Source organism: Bacillus sp. FSL R7-0646, assembly GCF_037969865.1.
GTDB lineage: Bacteria > Bacillota > Bacilli > Bacillales > Bacillaceae > Bacillus > Bacillus licheniformis.
Genome location: NZ_CP150217.1, coordinates 2,210,052 through 2,223,703, shown reverse-complemented (window position 1 = coordinate 2,223,703; position 13,652 = coordinate 2,210,052). Strand labels below are relative to the sequence as shown.

Annotated in this window: 19 protein-coding genes; 11 read left to right on the top strand and 8 right to left on the bottom strand. The window is 46.7% G+C overall.

Translation table 11 applies throughout. From position 1 onward, the window contains the following. Nucleotides 1–8: 8 nt before the first annotated feature. From ablB to MKY62_RS11345, 5 genes are all read left to right on the top strand, one after another. A complete protein-coding gene (gene ablB, locus MKY62_RS11365) occupies nucleotides 9–842 on the top strand; it encodes a putative beta-lysine N-acetyltransferase (RefSeq protein WP_003182763.1) in 834 nt (277 codons plus the stop codon). A 98-nt stretch (nucleotides 843–940) separates the two neighbouring features. After that, a complete protein-coding gene (ablA, locus tag MKY62_RS11360; protein ID WP_016886698.1) occupies nucleotides 941–2,350 on the top strand; it encodes a lysine 2,3-aminomutase in 1,410 nt (469 codons plus the stop codon). Beyond that, a complete protein-coding gene (locus MKY62_RS11355; protein ID WP_003182761.1) occupies nucleotides 2,347–2,628 on the top strand; it encodes a YokU family protein in 282 nt (93 codons plus the stop codon). Before ablA ends, MKY62_RS11355 begins: the two co-directional genes overlap by 4 nt. Before the next feature lie 107 nt (nucleotides 2,629–2,735). Next, nucleotides 2,736–2,957, top strand: coding sequence for a YozE family protein (locus tag MKY62_RS11350; protein ID WP_003182759.1), 222 nt, complete (start codon nucleotides 2,736–2,738; stop codon nucleotides 2,955–2,957). 162 nt (nucleotides 2,958–3,119) lie between these two features. After that, nucleotides 3,120–3,800 carry a hypothetical protein gene (locus MKY62_RS11345; protein WP_016886696.1) on the top strand — a complete coding sequence of 227 codons (681 nt, stop codon included), beginning with the start codon at nucleotides 3,120–3,122 and terminating at the stop codon, nucleotides 3,798–3,800. Here the strand turns inward: MKY62_RS11345 and MKY62_RS11340 are convergent. Beyond that, nucleotides 3,793–3,927, bottom strand: coding sequence for a hypothetical protein (locus MKY62_RS11340; protein ID WP_003182756.1), 135 nt, complete (start codon nucleotides 3,925–3,927; stop codon nucleotides 3,793–3,795). The two genes, MKY62_RS11345 and MKY62_RS11340, sit on opposite strands and share 8 nt — an antisense overlap. A gap of 122 nt (nucleotides 3,928–4,049) precedes the next feature. Here MKY62_RS11340 and MKY62_RS11335 point away from each other — a divergent pair, with 122 nt between their 5' ends. From MKY62_RS11335 to MKY62_RS11325, 3 genes are all read left to right on the top strand, one after another. After that, nucleotides 4,050–4,220: a YozD family protein gene (locus tag MKY62_RS11335; protein WP_003182754.1), complete on the top strand. Its 171-nt coding sequence runs from the start codon at nucleotides 4,050–4,052 to the stop codon at nucleotides 4,218–4,220. Between the two features lie 109 nt (nucleotides 4,221–4,329). Continuing rightward, on the top strand, nucleotides 4,330–4,941 hold the full coding sequence (locus MKY62_RS11330; RefSeq protein WP_016886695.1) for a phosphatase PAP2 family protein: 612 nt from the start codon (nucleotides 4,330–4,332) through the stop codon (nucleotides 4,939–4,941). A gap of 63 nt (nucleotides 4,942–5,004) precedes the next feature. Then, nucleotides 5,005–5,316, top strand: coding sequence for a YodL domain-containing protein (locus MKY62_RS11325; protein ID WP_031314648.1), 312 nt, complete (start codon nucleotides 5,005–5,007; stop codon nucleotides 5,314–5,316). Between the two features lie 37 nt (nucleotides 5,317–5,353). Here MKY62_RS11325 and MKY62_RS11320 read toward each other — a convergent pair whose 3' ends face one another. From MKY62_RS11320 to MKY62_RS11310, 3 genes are all read right to left on the bottom strand, one after another. Beyond that, entirely contained in the window at nucleotides 5,354–5,485 is a 132-nt protein-coding gene (locus MKY62_RS11320) for a hypothetical protein (RefSeq protein WP_011198055.1), read from the bottom strand. A 70-nt stretch (nucleotides 5,486–5,555) separates the two neighbouring features. Then, entirely contained in the window at nucleotides 5,556–6,428 is an 873-nt protein-coding gene (locus tag MKY62_RS11315; protein ID WP_339613605.1) for a TIGR03943 family protein, read from the bottom strand. Between the two features lie 16 nt (nucleotides 6,429–6,444). Beyond that, entirely contained in the window at nucleotides 6,445–7,452 is a 1,008-nt protein-coding gene (locus tag MKY62_RS11310; RefSeq protein ID WP_003182744.1) for a permease, read from the bottom strand. 209 nt (nucleotides 7,453–7,661) lie between these two features. On the opposite strand from MKY62_RS11310, the gene deoD reads away from it, so the two are divergent. Together deoD and MKY62_RS11300 are read left to right on the top strand one after the other, a co-directional pair. Beyond that, a complete protein-coding gene (gene deoD, locus MKY62_RS11305) occupies nucleotides 7,662–8,360 on the top strand; it encodes a purine-nucleoside phosphorylase (RefSeq protein ID WP_003182742.1) in 699 nt (232 codons plus the stop codon). 33 nt (nucleotides 8,361–8,393) lie between these two features. Continuing rightward, nucleotides 8,394–9,215 (top strand): M15 family metallopeptidase, encoded by an 822-nt coding sequence (locus MKY62_RS11300; protein WP_003182740.1) that lies wholly within the window; start codon nucleotides 8,394–8,396, stop codon nucleotides 9,213–9,215. Nucleotides 9,216–9,250: 35 nt separating this feature from the next. Here MKY62_RS11300 and MKY62_RS11295 read toward each other — a convergent pair whose 3' ends face one another. Together MKY62_RS11295 and MKY62_RS11290 are read right to left on the bottom strand one after the other, a co-directional pair. Next, the gene (locus MKY62_RS11295) at nucleotides 9,251–9,505 is read right to left on the bottom strand and encodes a hypothetical protein (RefSeq protein ID WP_003182737.1); all 255 of its coding nucleotides are present in this window, start codon (nucleotides 9,503–9,505) and stop codon (nucleotides 9,251–9,253) included. Between the two features lie 94 nt (nucleotides 9,506–9,599). Continuing rightward, a complete protein-coding gene (locus MKY62_RS11290) occupies nucleotides 9,600–10,310 on the bottom strand; it encodes a class I SAM-dependent methyltransferase (protein WP_003182736.1) in 711 nt (236 codons plus the stop codon). Nucleotides 10,311–10,469: 159 nt separating this feature from the next. On the opposite strand from MKY62_RS11290, the gene MKY62_RS11285 reads away from it, so the two are divergent. Further along, nucleotides 10,470–11,867, top strand: a complete 1,398-nt coding sequence (locus MKY62_RS11285; RefSeq protein WP_003182733.1) for a S41 family peptidase — start codon at nucleotides 10,470–10,472, stop codon at nucleotides 11,865–11,867. 44 nt (nucleotides 11,868–11,911) lie between these two features. Here MKY62_RS11285 and MKY62_RS11280 read toward each other — a convergent pair whose 3' ends face one another. Both MKY62_RS11280 and MKY62_RS11275 read right to left on the bottom strand, forming a co-directional pair. Further along, nucleotides 11,912–13,393: a sodium:solute symporter gene (locus tag MKY62_RS11280; protein ID WP_003182732.1), complete on the bottom strand. Its 1,482-nt coding sequence runs from the start codon at nucleotides 13,391–13,393 to the stop codon at nucleotides 11,912–11,914. Beyond that, the gene (locus tag MKY62_RS11275; protein WP_003182729.1) at nucleotides 13,393–13,596 is read right to left on the bottom strand and encodes a DUF3311 domain-containing protein; all 204 of its coding nucleotides are present in this window, start codon (nucleotides 13,594–13,596) and stop codon (nucleotides 13,393–13,395) included. Before MKY62_RS11275 ends, MKY62_RS11280 begins: the two co-directional genes overlap by 1 nt. Nucleotides 13,597–13,652: the final 56 nt, after the last annotated feature.

The following is a 13,652-nucleotide window of genomic DNA, read 5'->3' as shown; positions in this document are numbered from 1 at the left end:
GTTAAATCATGGTGAAAAAATGGAGCAATGACAGCTGCACGCTTGAAGCGGATGTCGACTTGTTCAGCAAAAGGATCAGAATTGTCAATTATGAAGGCAATGTGTGTTCATTTTTTCCCGACATACTGAAAGAAGCAAAAAAACATGATATAGGGAAAATTATCATTTTCACCAAAACGACTGACAGAGACGCATTGCTTGAGCGGACGTTTGAACCGGAAGGGAAAATCGACGGATACTTTAACGGGCATGATGCTGACGTGTTCGTAAAATATGTAAAAGAAGACAGGCGAAAAACCGCTGACTGGCTTATGCAGGATCAAATGCTGGCAGAGCTGTTCAGCACACCCCGCATCGCCGAGATCCAAAACGCTTCCTTTAAAATCAGGCGGGCCGTCTCTGTTGATGCGCCTGTTCTCGCCGACCTCTACAACAGCGTCTTTCCTGTATATCCCGCACCTGTTTCAGATTCGGCATATCTCAAGGAAGCGATGGGAAAGGGGGCTGTTTACTACCTCGCTTTTGACGGCGAAAAAGTCATTGCATCAGCAGGCGCAGACGTTAATCCCGCTTTGGGGAATGCGGAAATAACCGACTGCGCCGTCCTGCCGGAATACAGGGGCTTTTCATTGACGAGGCGGTTGATTGCCGAGCTTGAAACCGACTTGAAACAATCGGGCATCTTTTGCGTTTTTTCAATCGCAAGAGCGGCTTCTTTCGGAATGAACGCCAGTCTTTATCATTTATCATACTCATACAGGGGCCGGCTTTTGAACAACTGCCTCATTTATAGAAGCATTGAGAATATGAACATCTGGTGCAAAAATTTAAGCCGGTCTTAAAAAGTGGTCTTCCGCGGGTTTTACATTTGAAGAGACACTTTTCATGCCGGTCACATAACCTGAAAAGTATAGGGAAAATGCTGATAGGGGGATGGAAGATGGAAAACGGTCTGTTTAAGCCGAAAAGGCACTGGAAGGATATTGAGCTTTGGAAAGATGTTCCCGAGGAAAAATGGAACGACTGGATATGGCAGCTGACCAACACCGTCAGAACGCTTGAAGATTTGAAAAAAGTCGTCAATCTTACGAAAGAGGAAGAAGAAGGGGTGCGAATCTCCACAAAGACGATCCCTTTAAATATCACGCCGTATTACGCCTCACTGATGAATCCGGATGATCCGCGCTGTCCGATCAGAATGCAGTCGGTGCCGCTCGCAGAAGAAATGCACAAAACAAAATACGACCTTGAAGATCCCCTTCATGAGGATGAAGATTCGCCTGTCCCCGGCTTAACCCACCGATATCCGGACCGGGTTTTGTTTCTCGTCACTAATCAATGCTCGATGTATTGCAGATACTGTACAAGGCGGCGTTTTTCCGGGCAAATCGGCATGGGCGTGCCGAAAAAGCAGCTCGATCAGGCGATCGGCTATATTCGGGATACGCCTGATGTCAGGGATGTGCTGATATCAGGCGGGGACGGCCTCCTCATTAACGACCAGATCCTTGAATATATTTTGAAAAACCTCCGCGCCATTCCGCACGTGGAAATCATTCGGATCGGCACAAGGGCCCCAGTCGTCTTCCCGCAGCGGATTACCGACAAGCTATGCAGCATTTTGAAAAAGTATCATCCCGTCTGGCTGAATACGCATTTCAACACGAGCATTGAAATCACGAAGGAAGCGAAGGAAGCCTGTGAGAAGCTGGTCAATGCCGGGGTGCCGGTCGGCAATCAAGCCGTTATTTTGGCAGGCATTAATGACAGCGTTTCCATTATGAAAAAGCTGATGCATGATTTGGTGAAAATCAGAGTCCGTCCGTATTATATTTATCAATGCGACTTGTCTGAAGGAATCGGCCATTTCCGAGCGCCTGTATCAAAGGGGCTTGAAATCATTGAAGGCTTGCGCGGCCACACGAGCGGCTATGCAGTGCCGACCTTTGTCGTTGACGCGCCGGGCGGAGGCGGGAAAATCGCCATCCAGCCGAATTACTTGATTTCGCAAAGCCCCGATAAAGTCGTGCTCCGCAATTTTGAAGGCGTCATTACGTCGTATCCTGAGCCTGAAGACTATGTTCCGGGGAGAGCGGACGACTATTTTGCCGAAATCTTCCCTGATGTGATGAAGGAAAAAGAGGAGATCGGCATATCGGCAATCTATGCGGATCAAGCTCTTTCATACACACCTGACGGCTTAAAACGGCTCGAGAGAAGGGAAAGCTACTCCAAGAGGCCTGATCATGAAACATTGAAAAGCCGCCGGGCAAAGCGCGATGAATTGAAAGAAAAGAAATTCCTTGCCCAGCAAAAGAAAGAAGGCGAAGCTGAGGGGCATGCGCAATGAAGAAGTGTGAATGGTGCAATGAAGAAAAAGCCGCGGCAGCCCGCACGGCGGTATATTGGGAGCTTCCCGACGGGACGAAAGCGATTGAAATCACCGACACACCTGCGGTGGAATGCGAAGGTTGCGGGATGGTCTATCAGGAGGACAGTGTCACCTGGGAAATTGAAAATCAGCTGCTCTTGATCGATACAAAAAAACTGCCATCGTCTGTTTCATATGATGCGCTGATGAAAACAGAGCGCATATTGAAGCGGAATTACTTTGACTTTTCCTCATGAAGCCGGCTTTTGCCGGTTTTTTTTTGCGTGTTTCAACGGGTTTTTTGTTTGTATTTTTTCAGACGGGCTGTATAATAGAACATCAAAAGAGGACAGGAGGGGAGACCGTGAAGTCTTTTTACCATTATTTAATGAAATACCGCCATCCGAAACCGAAGGACGCGATCAGCGAATTCGCGAACCATGCTTACCTTGATCACGGATTTCCCAAGGCATCAACTCATTACGATGAAATCAGCTCTTACCTTGAGCTTAATGGGGATTATTTATCGTCAATGACGACATTTGATGAGGCTTGGGAACGATATATTTCGGAAACAAAGCGATAAAAAATCCGCAGTTGTTCAGAACTGCGGTTTTTTTGCGTTCGTTCGAGCCGGCCGGGCTTTTCGGAAAACTCATCGGGCTTTGTAGCCTTAGCCCATGCGAATTGACAGCACTCAGCATACGATAAGCGTAACACGGAAGCTTCAAGGCAAGGGGGAATCCAAATGAAGTCAAACGCGCCTAAATTCAAAGTCGGGGATGTTGTCGTCGTCGTGATGTACGGGACGGTCGGAACGATTACAAAAGTTCATAAAATCGATAAGCATTTTTTGTATGAAGTTAATCATAATGAAGTGCTTTATTTCGAGACTTCTCTTCAACTTTACAAAGATTATGACGGGGTCATTGTCGATACGGAAAAGCTTGACATTGAATATGAATTTTTAATCGGAGATGTCGTCTATGTAAAAGATTACGGCAAAGAATTGTTTAAAATCACCGGGCACAGAACGGAAATTTGGAGATATGTGGAAGGCGGCTGGGAAGATATCATTTACGAGCTGACCCGTTTGAAAGACGGAGAATGGCTTGAAACCGAAGAAGAAGATTTAACGCTCGTGCTTAGAACCTACGAAATGGACCAGTTCGTCCATCAGCTTCTGTTTGTTCATTATGTCGGCGAAGCCGGACAAGAGCTTGATGAACCGATATCTGAAAAAGTGTTTCTGCCATTTTCCGGTGATTCCGAGGAGCAGGATCATGAGCGCAACATGGCAGTTGCTGTCGTGGATGAACTGCTTGATATCTACAATGACTATAAAGTATTGTATGAAATGTTTCAGGATGCGGAATATAAAGATATGATGGAGTTTGTGTTAAGCAGCCTGAAAGAATATTTCAAATGATAAACAACAAATATAAGAAATAAGGAAAACAGCCGAACACAATAAGAGCGAACATGGCTTTCAAGACCTTCCCCAATACCAGGTCAAACCCTTCTCCGTCAAGTGCTTCAAGCGTTTTTTGGATCATTTTCTTTTCCCCTTCCGGCTTTTGTCTTGTTACAACATGTATATGAAAGAGGACAAACATTATGACAAACCGGTTATAAAACCGAATGCCAGCTCATACATCAGAATAAGGAGGCGATCACAATGAAAGAAATTGAACTGATGATAGATACAGAAGAAATCGCTGATTTTTTTTATCTAGAGCTGACAAGAAGAGGCTACATACCGAACGAGGACGAACTGTTCGAAATTGCCGATATCACCTTTGATTATCTGATTGCAAAATGTATGATAGATGAGCATATAGAGGATTGAAAATGAGGACCGGGGCGGACCTGCTCCGGTTTTTCCTATATATTTGCCCGGCAGGGGAGCCGGGTGTAAAATGTTTAAAAACAATGTCAAGGAGGCACTGACTTTTCTAATGTATAAAGCACTATTTTCAGCAGCTGTCTTTGTCATCATGGCCATTCTTATCCGCATCCCGGCGGTTCAATCATTTGATGTGAGCGTGATACAGGCTCTCGAGTCTGTCAGGCATCCGGTTTTCACAGCGGTTTTTAAAGCGCTGACAGAGCTGGGGTCAAGCGGCTTCATGCTGCCGCTGATGCTTGCTTTAACCCTGGCTCTCGCCGTCTATAAAAAAGCAGCGGCATCACTGTATCTTTATTTGCTGTTTTTTGTTGAAAGAACGGCCAATGAAGCCTTAAAAGGCTGGATTGCCAGAGAGCGGCCCGCGATAAACCCGCTCGTGCACGAACCGTCATACAGCTTTCCGAGCGGCCATTCGATGAATGCGGCGAGCATGTACCCGTTTATCGCATTTCTCCTTTTGCTCTGCATTCCTTTTTTTCAAAAACACAGCCGCGCGGTTTACGTATGGACGGGCCTTCTCGTCGGACTCATCGGAATCAGCCGCATGTATCTCGGCGTTCATTACATGACTGATGTTATCTCAGGATTTTCGCTCGGTCTCGCGCTGTTTTTCATCTTCAAAAAAATTGGCGAAAAGTACCCGCTTGTTCGACAAAAGTAGTCAAAGGGATTGAGCCCCGAAGCGCCAATTTTATAAAAAAAGGAGGGATCTGTATTGCCGTTAATGTTTCAACTGTTTAAAAAAAAGCTGATACCTTATGATGTGACGATTTTTCAAACGCCTTGCTTTGGTGAAGATAAGGGATACGAGATGGTTTACAGAACGGAAATAAACGGCAGAACCCATGAAGATGTGCTGGAACGGACGTTTTCCACTTTCAATGTTTATGACACGGTGCCGAATGATTATAAGGCGAGATTTCTTGCAACTGGCGACATCGTTTTAATCGATGAAGGAAGAAAGGGAAAAACCTATTATAAACTGCTGTCTACGGGGTGGAGCAAAATCAACCGCATTTTGCTGCAGTCTTCGTAAGAAGTGAAAAACTGCGGAAGCGCTGTCCGCAGTTTTTTTATGTTGTATTTTTTCTTTTTCTGGCGCTGTATTCCTTTTCATGCGCATCCTCTGCCGCGATGACGTCCTTTGTCGGGATGTGGTTGTTTTTTTTCAATCCGGTGACTCTGTTTCGCTGTTTTTTGCCCATCATTTATGACCTCCTTCCTAAAAAATAGGATGACTAAACGCCCCGTTATTTATCCAGGAGAAAGCTGTCTTTAATCTGTCATACTAATCGCGGCCGGATAGACATACGGCTGCTCCGGCTCGCTGATCTCCTTCCATCGCTTCGTGCGGATGATCGGGATGACAGAGCCGTTATAAGACGCTTTGCCAAGCGTTCCTTCCAATTCAATCCATGTGTCAGGCTGCAATTGCTCAGCACCGTTCCATTCGGCGAGAAATCCGATCAGGCTGGCGTCTGCGATGCAGTGCGTGATCATAAATCGGGACAGCACGAGCTGGCGTGCGCTCAGCCCCGCTTCCTTATGGACGAAGCCTTTGACCGTGATCTCCTTTCCAATATAGTGATCAAGATTGCTTGTCACTTCATCATAATAGTCTCCAAACATGTCGTCATTCATGACAATCCGCTTTTCCTGTTTAAACTGATCCATCTTCCTGTCATACGCCGACTTCGTCATCGCTGAATCGGCGAGTCCTTGCTGAATCTCCGGTGTCATGACATGTTCCTTTTCGCCTTCAGTTTGAGGGGCGATCTCCGTTTTGGTGAGCATCGTCCCTTTATTGGCGGCGACAGACGAATTCAGTACAGCCGGGGAAAGGGTGAATCCGGTGATGAGGGGAAGAGCGATGACGGCATAATGCATCAGCCTGATGAAAAAGGGCTTTGACTCGCCATGATCATGCCCGCAGCCGCAATCCCCAGCGCGGTCATCCTTCACCGTCCAGATCCTGGTCAGCTGAATGATGAACAGAAACGCGAACACACCTGCGGCGATGAGGCTGGTGTAATCGTATTTAGGATTAATCAGCTTATCAATTTCCCCTGTGTAATGGAGCTTGAAAATAAAGACGGAAAAGGCAGCCAGCACAAGTGCGCGCAAAAATTGCCGAAGCTGAAAAACCATTGGTAAAACCTCCTTTCTACAGCAAACTGACAACTTTGATACAAACAAAGACAACAACGGTGATCAGGACAGACAAACAAATGACGAACTTCGGCTTAAACGCATGCAGCATCATGACCGTATTTTTTAAGTCGAGCATCGGCCCGTAAACGAGAAAAGCAAGGATGGATGAGGAAGGAAACAAATTGGTGAAGGAAGCGCCGATAAATGCATCCGCTTCAGAGCACAGCGATAAAAAGTAAGCCAGCCCCATCATGACCAATGCCGAGTCAAGCATGCCCCCTCCGAACACAAACAGCGATTTTAACGGGAGGTATGTTTGCACAAGCGCTGCAACTAAAGCGCCGATAATCAGAAACCTCCCCATATCAAAGAATTCGTCAACAGCATGTTTCAGCATATCAAAGAGCTTTTCCGAAAAAGGGGATGGTCTGCCGGAATGGGCGCAGTGTGCAGCTGTCTGCCGGCTTTCCGTTTTCAGCTGGCTCGAGCGGAACATCATGCTGATCGCAAAAGCGATGATGACCGCTGCGGCAAAACCGACGGCAACCCTTAAAACGGCCATTCGCAAGTCATTGCCAAAAGCCATATAAGTGGATAAGACGACAATCGGATTGATCAGCGGACCTGTCAACAGAAAGCCGACGCCTGCATAGATGGGAACGCCTTTTGACACGAGTCTTCTCACGATCGGGACAATCCCGCATTCGCAAGCCGGAAAACAAGCGCCGAGTAAACAGCTGACAATCACTCCTGAAAACCTGTTTTTCGGAAAAAGGGAGCGAATATGCTCTTCAGTCACAAAGATCTGGATGAAACCGGCGATTAATACTCCGATTAACACAAAGGGAAGGGCTTCGATTAAAATGCTGATGAAAATCGTATTCAGCTGCAGAACGGAAGCCGGAATCTGGAAGGGGAGGCCTGAGGCGAGCGACCCGCCGGCTGACACAAGGCATATCAGAACACCGATGACAACAAGCCCGGTAAAGTCGATTAAATAACTGTTAAGTGAACGAAACATCGCTTTTCCTCCATCCTGAAATAGCTAATCGTAATGATTCTTTTTTAAAGGTATGCCTGTCCTTTTTTAAACATGACAAGAAAAAGAATGATGCCGAATCGGAGCAGGGCTTTATTTTCTTTTTCCGCGATGTTGGTTTATAATACATATGCGAGTGGATGTTGCAATCATCATCACCAATCAGCTTTAAAAAGGCAGGAGGAATAATCATGAGCGTACATATTGGCGCAGAAAAAGGACAAATTGCAGAAACGGTGCTGCTTCCAGGAGACCCGCTGCGCGCAAAATATATCGCTGATACATATTTGGAAAACGTTGAATGTTATAACGAAGTACGGGGAATGTACGGGTTTACCGGCACTTATAAAGGAAAGCGCGTTTCCGTTCAGGGGACGGGCATGGGTGTGCCGTCTATTTCAATTTATGTCAATGAACTGATCAGAAGCTATGATGTGAAAAACCTGATCCGCGTCGGATCGTGCGGTGCGATCAGAAAAGACGTCAATGTAAGAGATGTCATTCTTGCGATGACTTCATCAACTGATTCACAAATCAACAGAGTGGCATTCGGCTCGATCGACTTTGCGCCCTGCGCGGACTTCGGCCTGCTAAAAGCTGCTTATGACGCTGCAAGTGAGCGGAACATCCCGGTTACGGCAGGGAATGTGTTTACGGCGGATCAATTCTATAACGACGACAGCCAAATTGAGAAGCTTGCCAAACACGGAGTGCTTGCGGTCGAGATGGAAACGACGGCGCTTTATACATTGGCTGCGAAATTCGGCCGAAAAGCCCTCTCCATTTTAACGGTCAGCGATCACGTCATTACCGGCGAGGAAACAACGGCAGAAGAAAGACAGACGACCTTTAATGATATGATTCTGCTGGCTCTGGATACTGCTTTGTAAAAGCATACATGCACTGAAAAAGGATGGATTCGAATGAACGGAAAGTACAAATACGTGACGATTGCTTCATTGCTGAGTGCAGCGGTCCTGCTTGGCACAGGATGTACCATGACCGAACAGAAGCAAAATGACACGGCTAAAACACAGAATACTGCAAATGCAAGCAAGGATGCAAAAGACCAAAAGTCAGACAGCAGCCTGGAAGATCAGGACTTCATACTCGAGAGCAAGTACTTTAATCAAATAAAAGATGTAGACGGGCTGCCGACGATTCAAAATCCGGAAAACATAATGGCGCTTGTAAATAAAGAATACGCGCTTCCCGGCAACTATGCACCGAGCGACCTGACAGTGCCTGATGTCGCGTTTTCTTTTACCGAGGATATCGACAAGCGTTATATCAGAAAAGAAGCCGCCAAAGCGCTTGAAGAGATGTTCAGCGCCGCTAAGAAAGAAGGCTATGAACTCGTTGCAGTGTCCGGCTACAGATCCTATGACAGACAAAAAGCGATCTATAACAACGAAGTCAGCCAAAAGGGAGAAGAAAAGGCGAAAGAAGCTGTGGCATATCCGGGCCAAAGCGAGCATCAGACAGGACTTGCGATGGATATTTCCAGCAAAAGCAACGGCTTCGCCTTATCAGAGGAATTCGGCAATACGAAAGACGGACAATGGGTCGAGAAGAACGCCTACAAATACGGCTATATCATCCGCTATCCGAAAAATAAAGAAGACATCACGAAATATAAGTATGAACCTTGGCACCTGCGCTATGTAGGAAAAAAAGCGGCTAAAGCCATCCAAGAACACGACTTGACGCTTGAAGAGTATTTTAAACAGGTGAAAAAGATATAAAAATGAAAGGGCCGATATCAATCGGCCTTTTCATATTACCAAAAAAACAAGCCTGCAAGAGCCACACCGGCAATTAGACCGAGGCCAAGTCCGTATACAGGGCCCCAACCCCACCAGCCGCCGTAATATCCGTAGGCGAACCCGCGGCCTCCCCGTCTGATCATCGGGGCAATATATACTTTGCTTGGTGAAACACGGACGATTCTTCCGACATGGACGCGGCCTCCTTTGTCGGTGATTCTCGCAACTCTGCCAATATTTTGGTGGCAAAACCTATAATATCGGTCCACTTGAATGCTCCTTCCATCATCTAATCTATTCCTAGTCAGCTTATGACGGATTTAATAGAAAAGGTTGGACGAAAGAAGGAGGACAAATGATGATTTATAGATGTGATATAAAAATAATATGATCGAGAGAGTCCCGGTATTTTTCCAGGTAATGCAGGTGTTTTTCCATCGTTTCATAGTCTTTGTCGGAAATTGCAGGCGACAGATCCATTTCAACGGCGTCATCCGGGTCTCCTGCATCTTCCAATACGACAGGAATGATGTCAATCTTTGAAAATCCTTCTTCTCGAAGGACATTGACCCACTCATCCTCGTCATATAATGCGGTGAATCCGTAAAATTCCGTGATTTCTTTTTTTGCTTCGTCTGTCAGTGCGTTTCCTTCCTTAAGGCAGACTTCGATCGCGACCAGCATCCCTCCGGGTTTTAAAATCCGCCGGATTTCCTGTAAAGCAGACCGGATATTTGTGAAGCTCAGCACAGATTCAGTTAATACACAGGCAAAGCTTTCAGACTGAAACGGCATTTCCTCAAGTGGAGAGCGGACAGCCGGAATGGAAAGCTGTTCTTTTTTAAAACGCTGTCGGGCTTTATCGATCATGACCGGGTCGGCATCAAGGGCAGTGACAGGAAACAGAAGCTGACCCAAATAAGCGGCGGTCTGGCCGGTTCCGCAGCCTGCATCAAGAATCGGCTGCTCAGGGTCGATGCCGGCTTTGGCGAGCACTGCCTTTGACAGGGACATCCCGCCGGGATGAGCGGATGAGACGCCGAAGCTGGCGAGCATGTCTAAATAATCGCTCAAATTGAGATCCCTCCTTTTTTGTATGCATATGCAAAAGCGGAATAATGGTTGAAAACGATCGAATGCCAGCATCCCGGAAAAATCGGTATTTAAGTGATTCGAGTTGACGAATAAAGATTCGTCCATGATAATATGGTAAGAAGAAAAGGTGGTGTTCGTTTGAAACAGCAGTTGAAACTCTTTTTGGCTGTATTGATTACGGCCGTCGCCGCCTCCGCACTGACGCTTTATCTGGTGGGCAAAGGCAGCGGCGGTTCAGTATATTCCGCTTCAGATTCCGAGAAATTCGAAAAGCTGATGGCGGCGTACGACAAAATCAAGAGCGACTATTATCAAAATGCAGACGATGAAAACCTGACTGACGGCGCGATTAAAGGGATGCTTGGAGCTTTGGATGATCCATATTCTACATACATGGATAAGAAAGAAGCTAAAAGCTTTGAAGAAAGCATTACATCTTCTTTTGAAGGAATCGGCGCCCAAGTAGAAGAAAAAAATGGACAAATTCTAATCGTCGCGCCTATTAAAGGATCTCCCGCAGAAAAAGCCGGCTTAAAGCCGCATGATGAAATTCAGAAAGTGGACGGCAAAAGCGTAAAAGGCAAGACCGTCAACGAAGCGACAGCGATGATCCGCGGCAAAAAAGGCACGAATGTCAAACTTGTTCTCAACAGGGAAGGCGTCGGCCAAATCGATGTTACGATTAAGCGCGATACGATTCCGATCGAAACGGTTTATTCCAAAATGATCGACGGCAATATCGGTGAAATCCAAATTACGTCTTTCTCTGAAAATACCGCAAAAGAACTGACAAAAGCCATTGATGACTTGTCTGAAAAAGGTGCGGAACGATTCGTGCTGGATCTCAGAGGAAATCCAGGCGGGCTGATGGACCAAGCGATTATGATGAGCAACATGTTTGTCGATAAAGGCAAAACCATCATGCAGGTTGAATCCAAAAACGGAAAAAAAGAAGTGTACAAAGCTGAGAAGGAGCGAAAAGTGAACAAGCCGACCGTTGTTCTCGTCAACGGAGGAACGGCAAGCGCCGCTGAGATCATGGCCGCAGCACTTCACCAGTCTTCAGGCATCCCGATCGTCGGTGAAAATACGTTTGGGAAAGGGACGGTTCAAAATGCGGAGAGCTTCTCCGACGGATCGACCGTCAAGCTGACGATTGCCAAGTGGCTGACGCCGAATGGGGACTGGATTCACGAAAAAGGAATCAAACCTCAATATAAAGCGGAGCTCCCAAGCTATGCCAAACTGCCGTACCTGGATTCCAAAAAAGAGTATAAGGCAGGCAGCACCGGAGACGAAGTGAAAGCCGCCCAGCAAATGCTTCAAGCGCTCGGCTATAAGCTGAATGCGACTGGAGCTTTCGACGCACAGACGGAAGCTGCCGTTAAGGCTTTTCAAAAAGACCAAAAGCTGAAAACGACAGGCATCCTAACGGGCGAGACGACAATCAGCCTGACAAGCAAGCTGCAGGATAAGCTTTCCGACAATGATACGCAGTTGGATAAAGCGATTGAGATCTTAAAAAAAGAGAAATAAAAGAAACCCTTGCGCTCACACGGAGCACAAGGGTTTTTTGGTGATCAGGCGCTTTTTTGCACATTCTTCTTAGTATGAAACAAATAGTTGATCACAGAATTGTGTTTTACATTTTTCACAAAAAACGGATTCAACAAGACAACAGTCAAAAGGTTGGCTGCAAGGCCCCAGAATCCTTCGTAAATGCCGAAAGTGGCCCCTGTCAAATAAACGGTAAATGTAACGGCAAGGCCGATGAGAAGACCGATGATCGTCGCTTCCTTCGTCTGGTTTTTCCAGAACAGGCTGATGACGATGGCCGGGAATATCTGCACCATGCCTGAAACGCCGAGAAGCTGAAGCGTGACAAGCGCTGCGGGGAACAGCATTCCAAATAAAAGGGCCAGGCCGATGACGACAAATACCATTGAGCGCGTAATGATCGTCAGTTTTTGCCCCGAAACGCGGGGATTGATCAAATCGCGGTATAAATTGTTGGCGAATAGATTAGACGCCCCGATCGCCATGATCGAACACGGGATCAGACTTGCCAGGGCAATTGTTGAATAGGCGAATCCTTGCGTGACGCCGCCGTAGGAACTTTGGATTAAATACAGCAAGGCAAATCTCGGATTAATGTCATCGGGAAGTACGAGAAATGCGATAAAGCCTAAGAAAATGACTAAGATCAATACGATATTGTACAGCGGCAGAAACATGCTGTTTTTTCTGAGCGCATCCGCGCTGTTCGCCGTGAAGACGCCTGTCGCCGCATGGGCCCACATGAACAGGGCAAACGCGGAAACGATCGATGCCGTGATGAACCAGGCGATCCCGCGCGGTCCGTCAGAAGGGATCGTCAGCATATGCGGCGCTTCATTTGCAAGCTTGTCAATCATCGGCGTCCAGCCGTTAAAATGGATGAGCGGCAACGAAACGACCATAAACAGCATCATCACCCAAACTAAAATATCTTTAATAATGGCGGTATATGTAGGACCTTTGATGCCGCTGAAAAACGTATAGAGCGCGACAAGGATGAATGATATGATCACGACGGCATTGACGTTAATAAACCCTGTACCCGCGACTTGAAGCGTATCCTGGATTCCGCTGAGCTGCAGGCAGATATACGGGATCAGCATCAAGACGCCGACAATGGCAACAAGCGAAGACAGCAGCTTGCTGCTGAAACGTTCCCTTGCGTAATCGGCCAGCGTCGTCAGCTGATGTACTTTCGCCACCTTCCAAATCTTCGGCAGAAAAAAGTACGCGATAAAATAGGCCAAAACCGAATAAGGGATCGCGAAAAAAGCAACGCTTCCGCTTGTAAAAGCGGTGCTTGTCAATCCTAAAAACGTGTAGGCTGTATACAAGTCGGCGCCGACGAGAAACCAGACGAGCAGCCCGCCGAACCGCCTTCCGCCGACCGACCATTCTTCAACCGATTTCCGCGACTGTTTATTGCTGCCGGCGATAAATCCGATACAAACTACGGCCAAAATGATGCCGGCGGTAATGAGGAGCGCTGTTAGATTTCCCTGCATCACTCATAACCTCCGTTTCTTTTCTCAAATCTGTAAATCGCAAATGTGATCAGCGGTGTCAGCACAATCCACAGCACCAGCCAAAAATGAAAAAACGGAAGTCCGAAAACGATCGGATCGATCCGGTTTACAAACGGCAGCAAGGCAAGCTGTCCGATAAAAGGGATGATGAACAGAACCCATTTGAAAAGCTGTTGATTCACCTTTTTTCCTCCTTAAGCCATTTTGATGTTCATAATCATATCAGTTGTCAGATTTA

Coding starts and splice junctions, on each gene's coding strand:
- MKY62_RS11340 (WP_003182756.1), bottom strand. CDS start 3,927: ATGATCCAAAAAACGCTTGAAGCACTTGACGGAGAAGGGTTTGACCTG.
- deoD (WP_003182742.1), top strand. CDS start 7,662: ATGAGCGTACATATTGGCGCAGAAAAAGGACAAATTGCAGAAACGGTG.
- MKY62_RS11315 (WP_339613605.1), bottom strand. CDS start 6,428: ATGGTTTTTCAGCTTCGGCAATTTTTGCGCGCACTTGTGCTGGCTGCC.
- MKY62_RS11330 (WP_016886695.1), top strand. CDS start 4,330: ATGTATAAAGCACTATTTTCAGCAGCTGTCTTTGTCATCATGGCCATT.
- ablA (WP_016886698.1), top strand. CDS start 941: ATGGAAAACGGTCTGTTTAAGCCGAAAAGGCACTGGAAGGATATTGAG.
- MKY62_RS11345 (WP_016886696.1), top strand. CDS start 3,120: ATGAAGTCAAACGCGCCTAAATTCAAAGTCGGGGATGTTGTCGTCGTC.
- MKY62_RS11310 (WP_003182744.1), bottom strand. CDS start 7,452: ATGTTTCGTTCACTTAACAGTTATTTAATCGACTTTACCGGGCTTGTT.
- MKY62_RS11320 (WP_011198055.1), bottom strand. CDS start 5,485: ATGGGCAAAAAACAGCGAAACAGAGTCACCGGATTGAAAAAAAACAAC.
- MKY62_RS11280 (WP_003182732.1), bottom strand. CDS start 13,393: ATGCAGGGAAATCTAACAGCGCTCCTCATTACCGCCGGCATCATTTTG.
- MKY62_RS11355 (WP_003182761.1), top strand. CDS start 2,347: ATGAAGAAGTGTGAATGGTGCAATGAAGAAAAAGCCGCGGCAGCCCGC.
- MKY62_RS11300 (WP_003182740.1), top strand. CDS start 8,394: ATGAACGGAAAGTACAAATACGTGACGATTGCTTCATTGCTGAGTGCA.
- ablB (WP_003182763.1), top strand. CDS start 9: ATGGTGAAAAAATGGAGCAATGACAGCTGCACGCTTGAAGCGGATGTC.
- MKY62_RS11325 (WP_031314648.1), top strand. CDS start 5,005: ATGTTTCAACTGTTTAAAAAAAAGCTGATACCTTATGATGTGACGATT.
- MKY62_RS11335 (WP_003182754.1), top strand. CDS start 4,050: ATGAAAGAAATTGAACTGATGATAGATACAGAAGAAATCGCTGATTTT.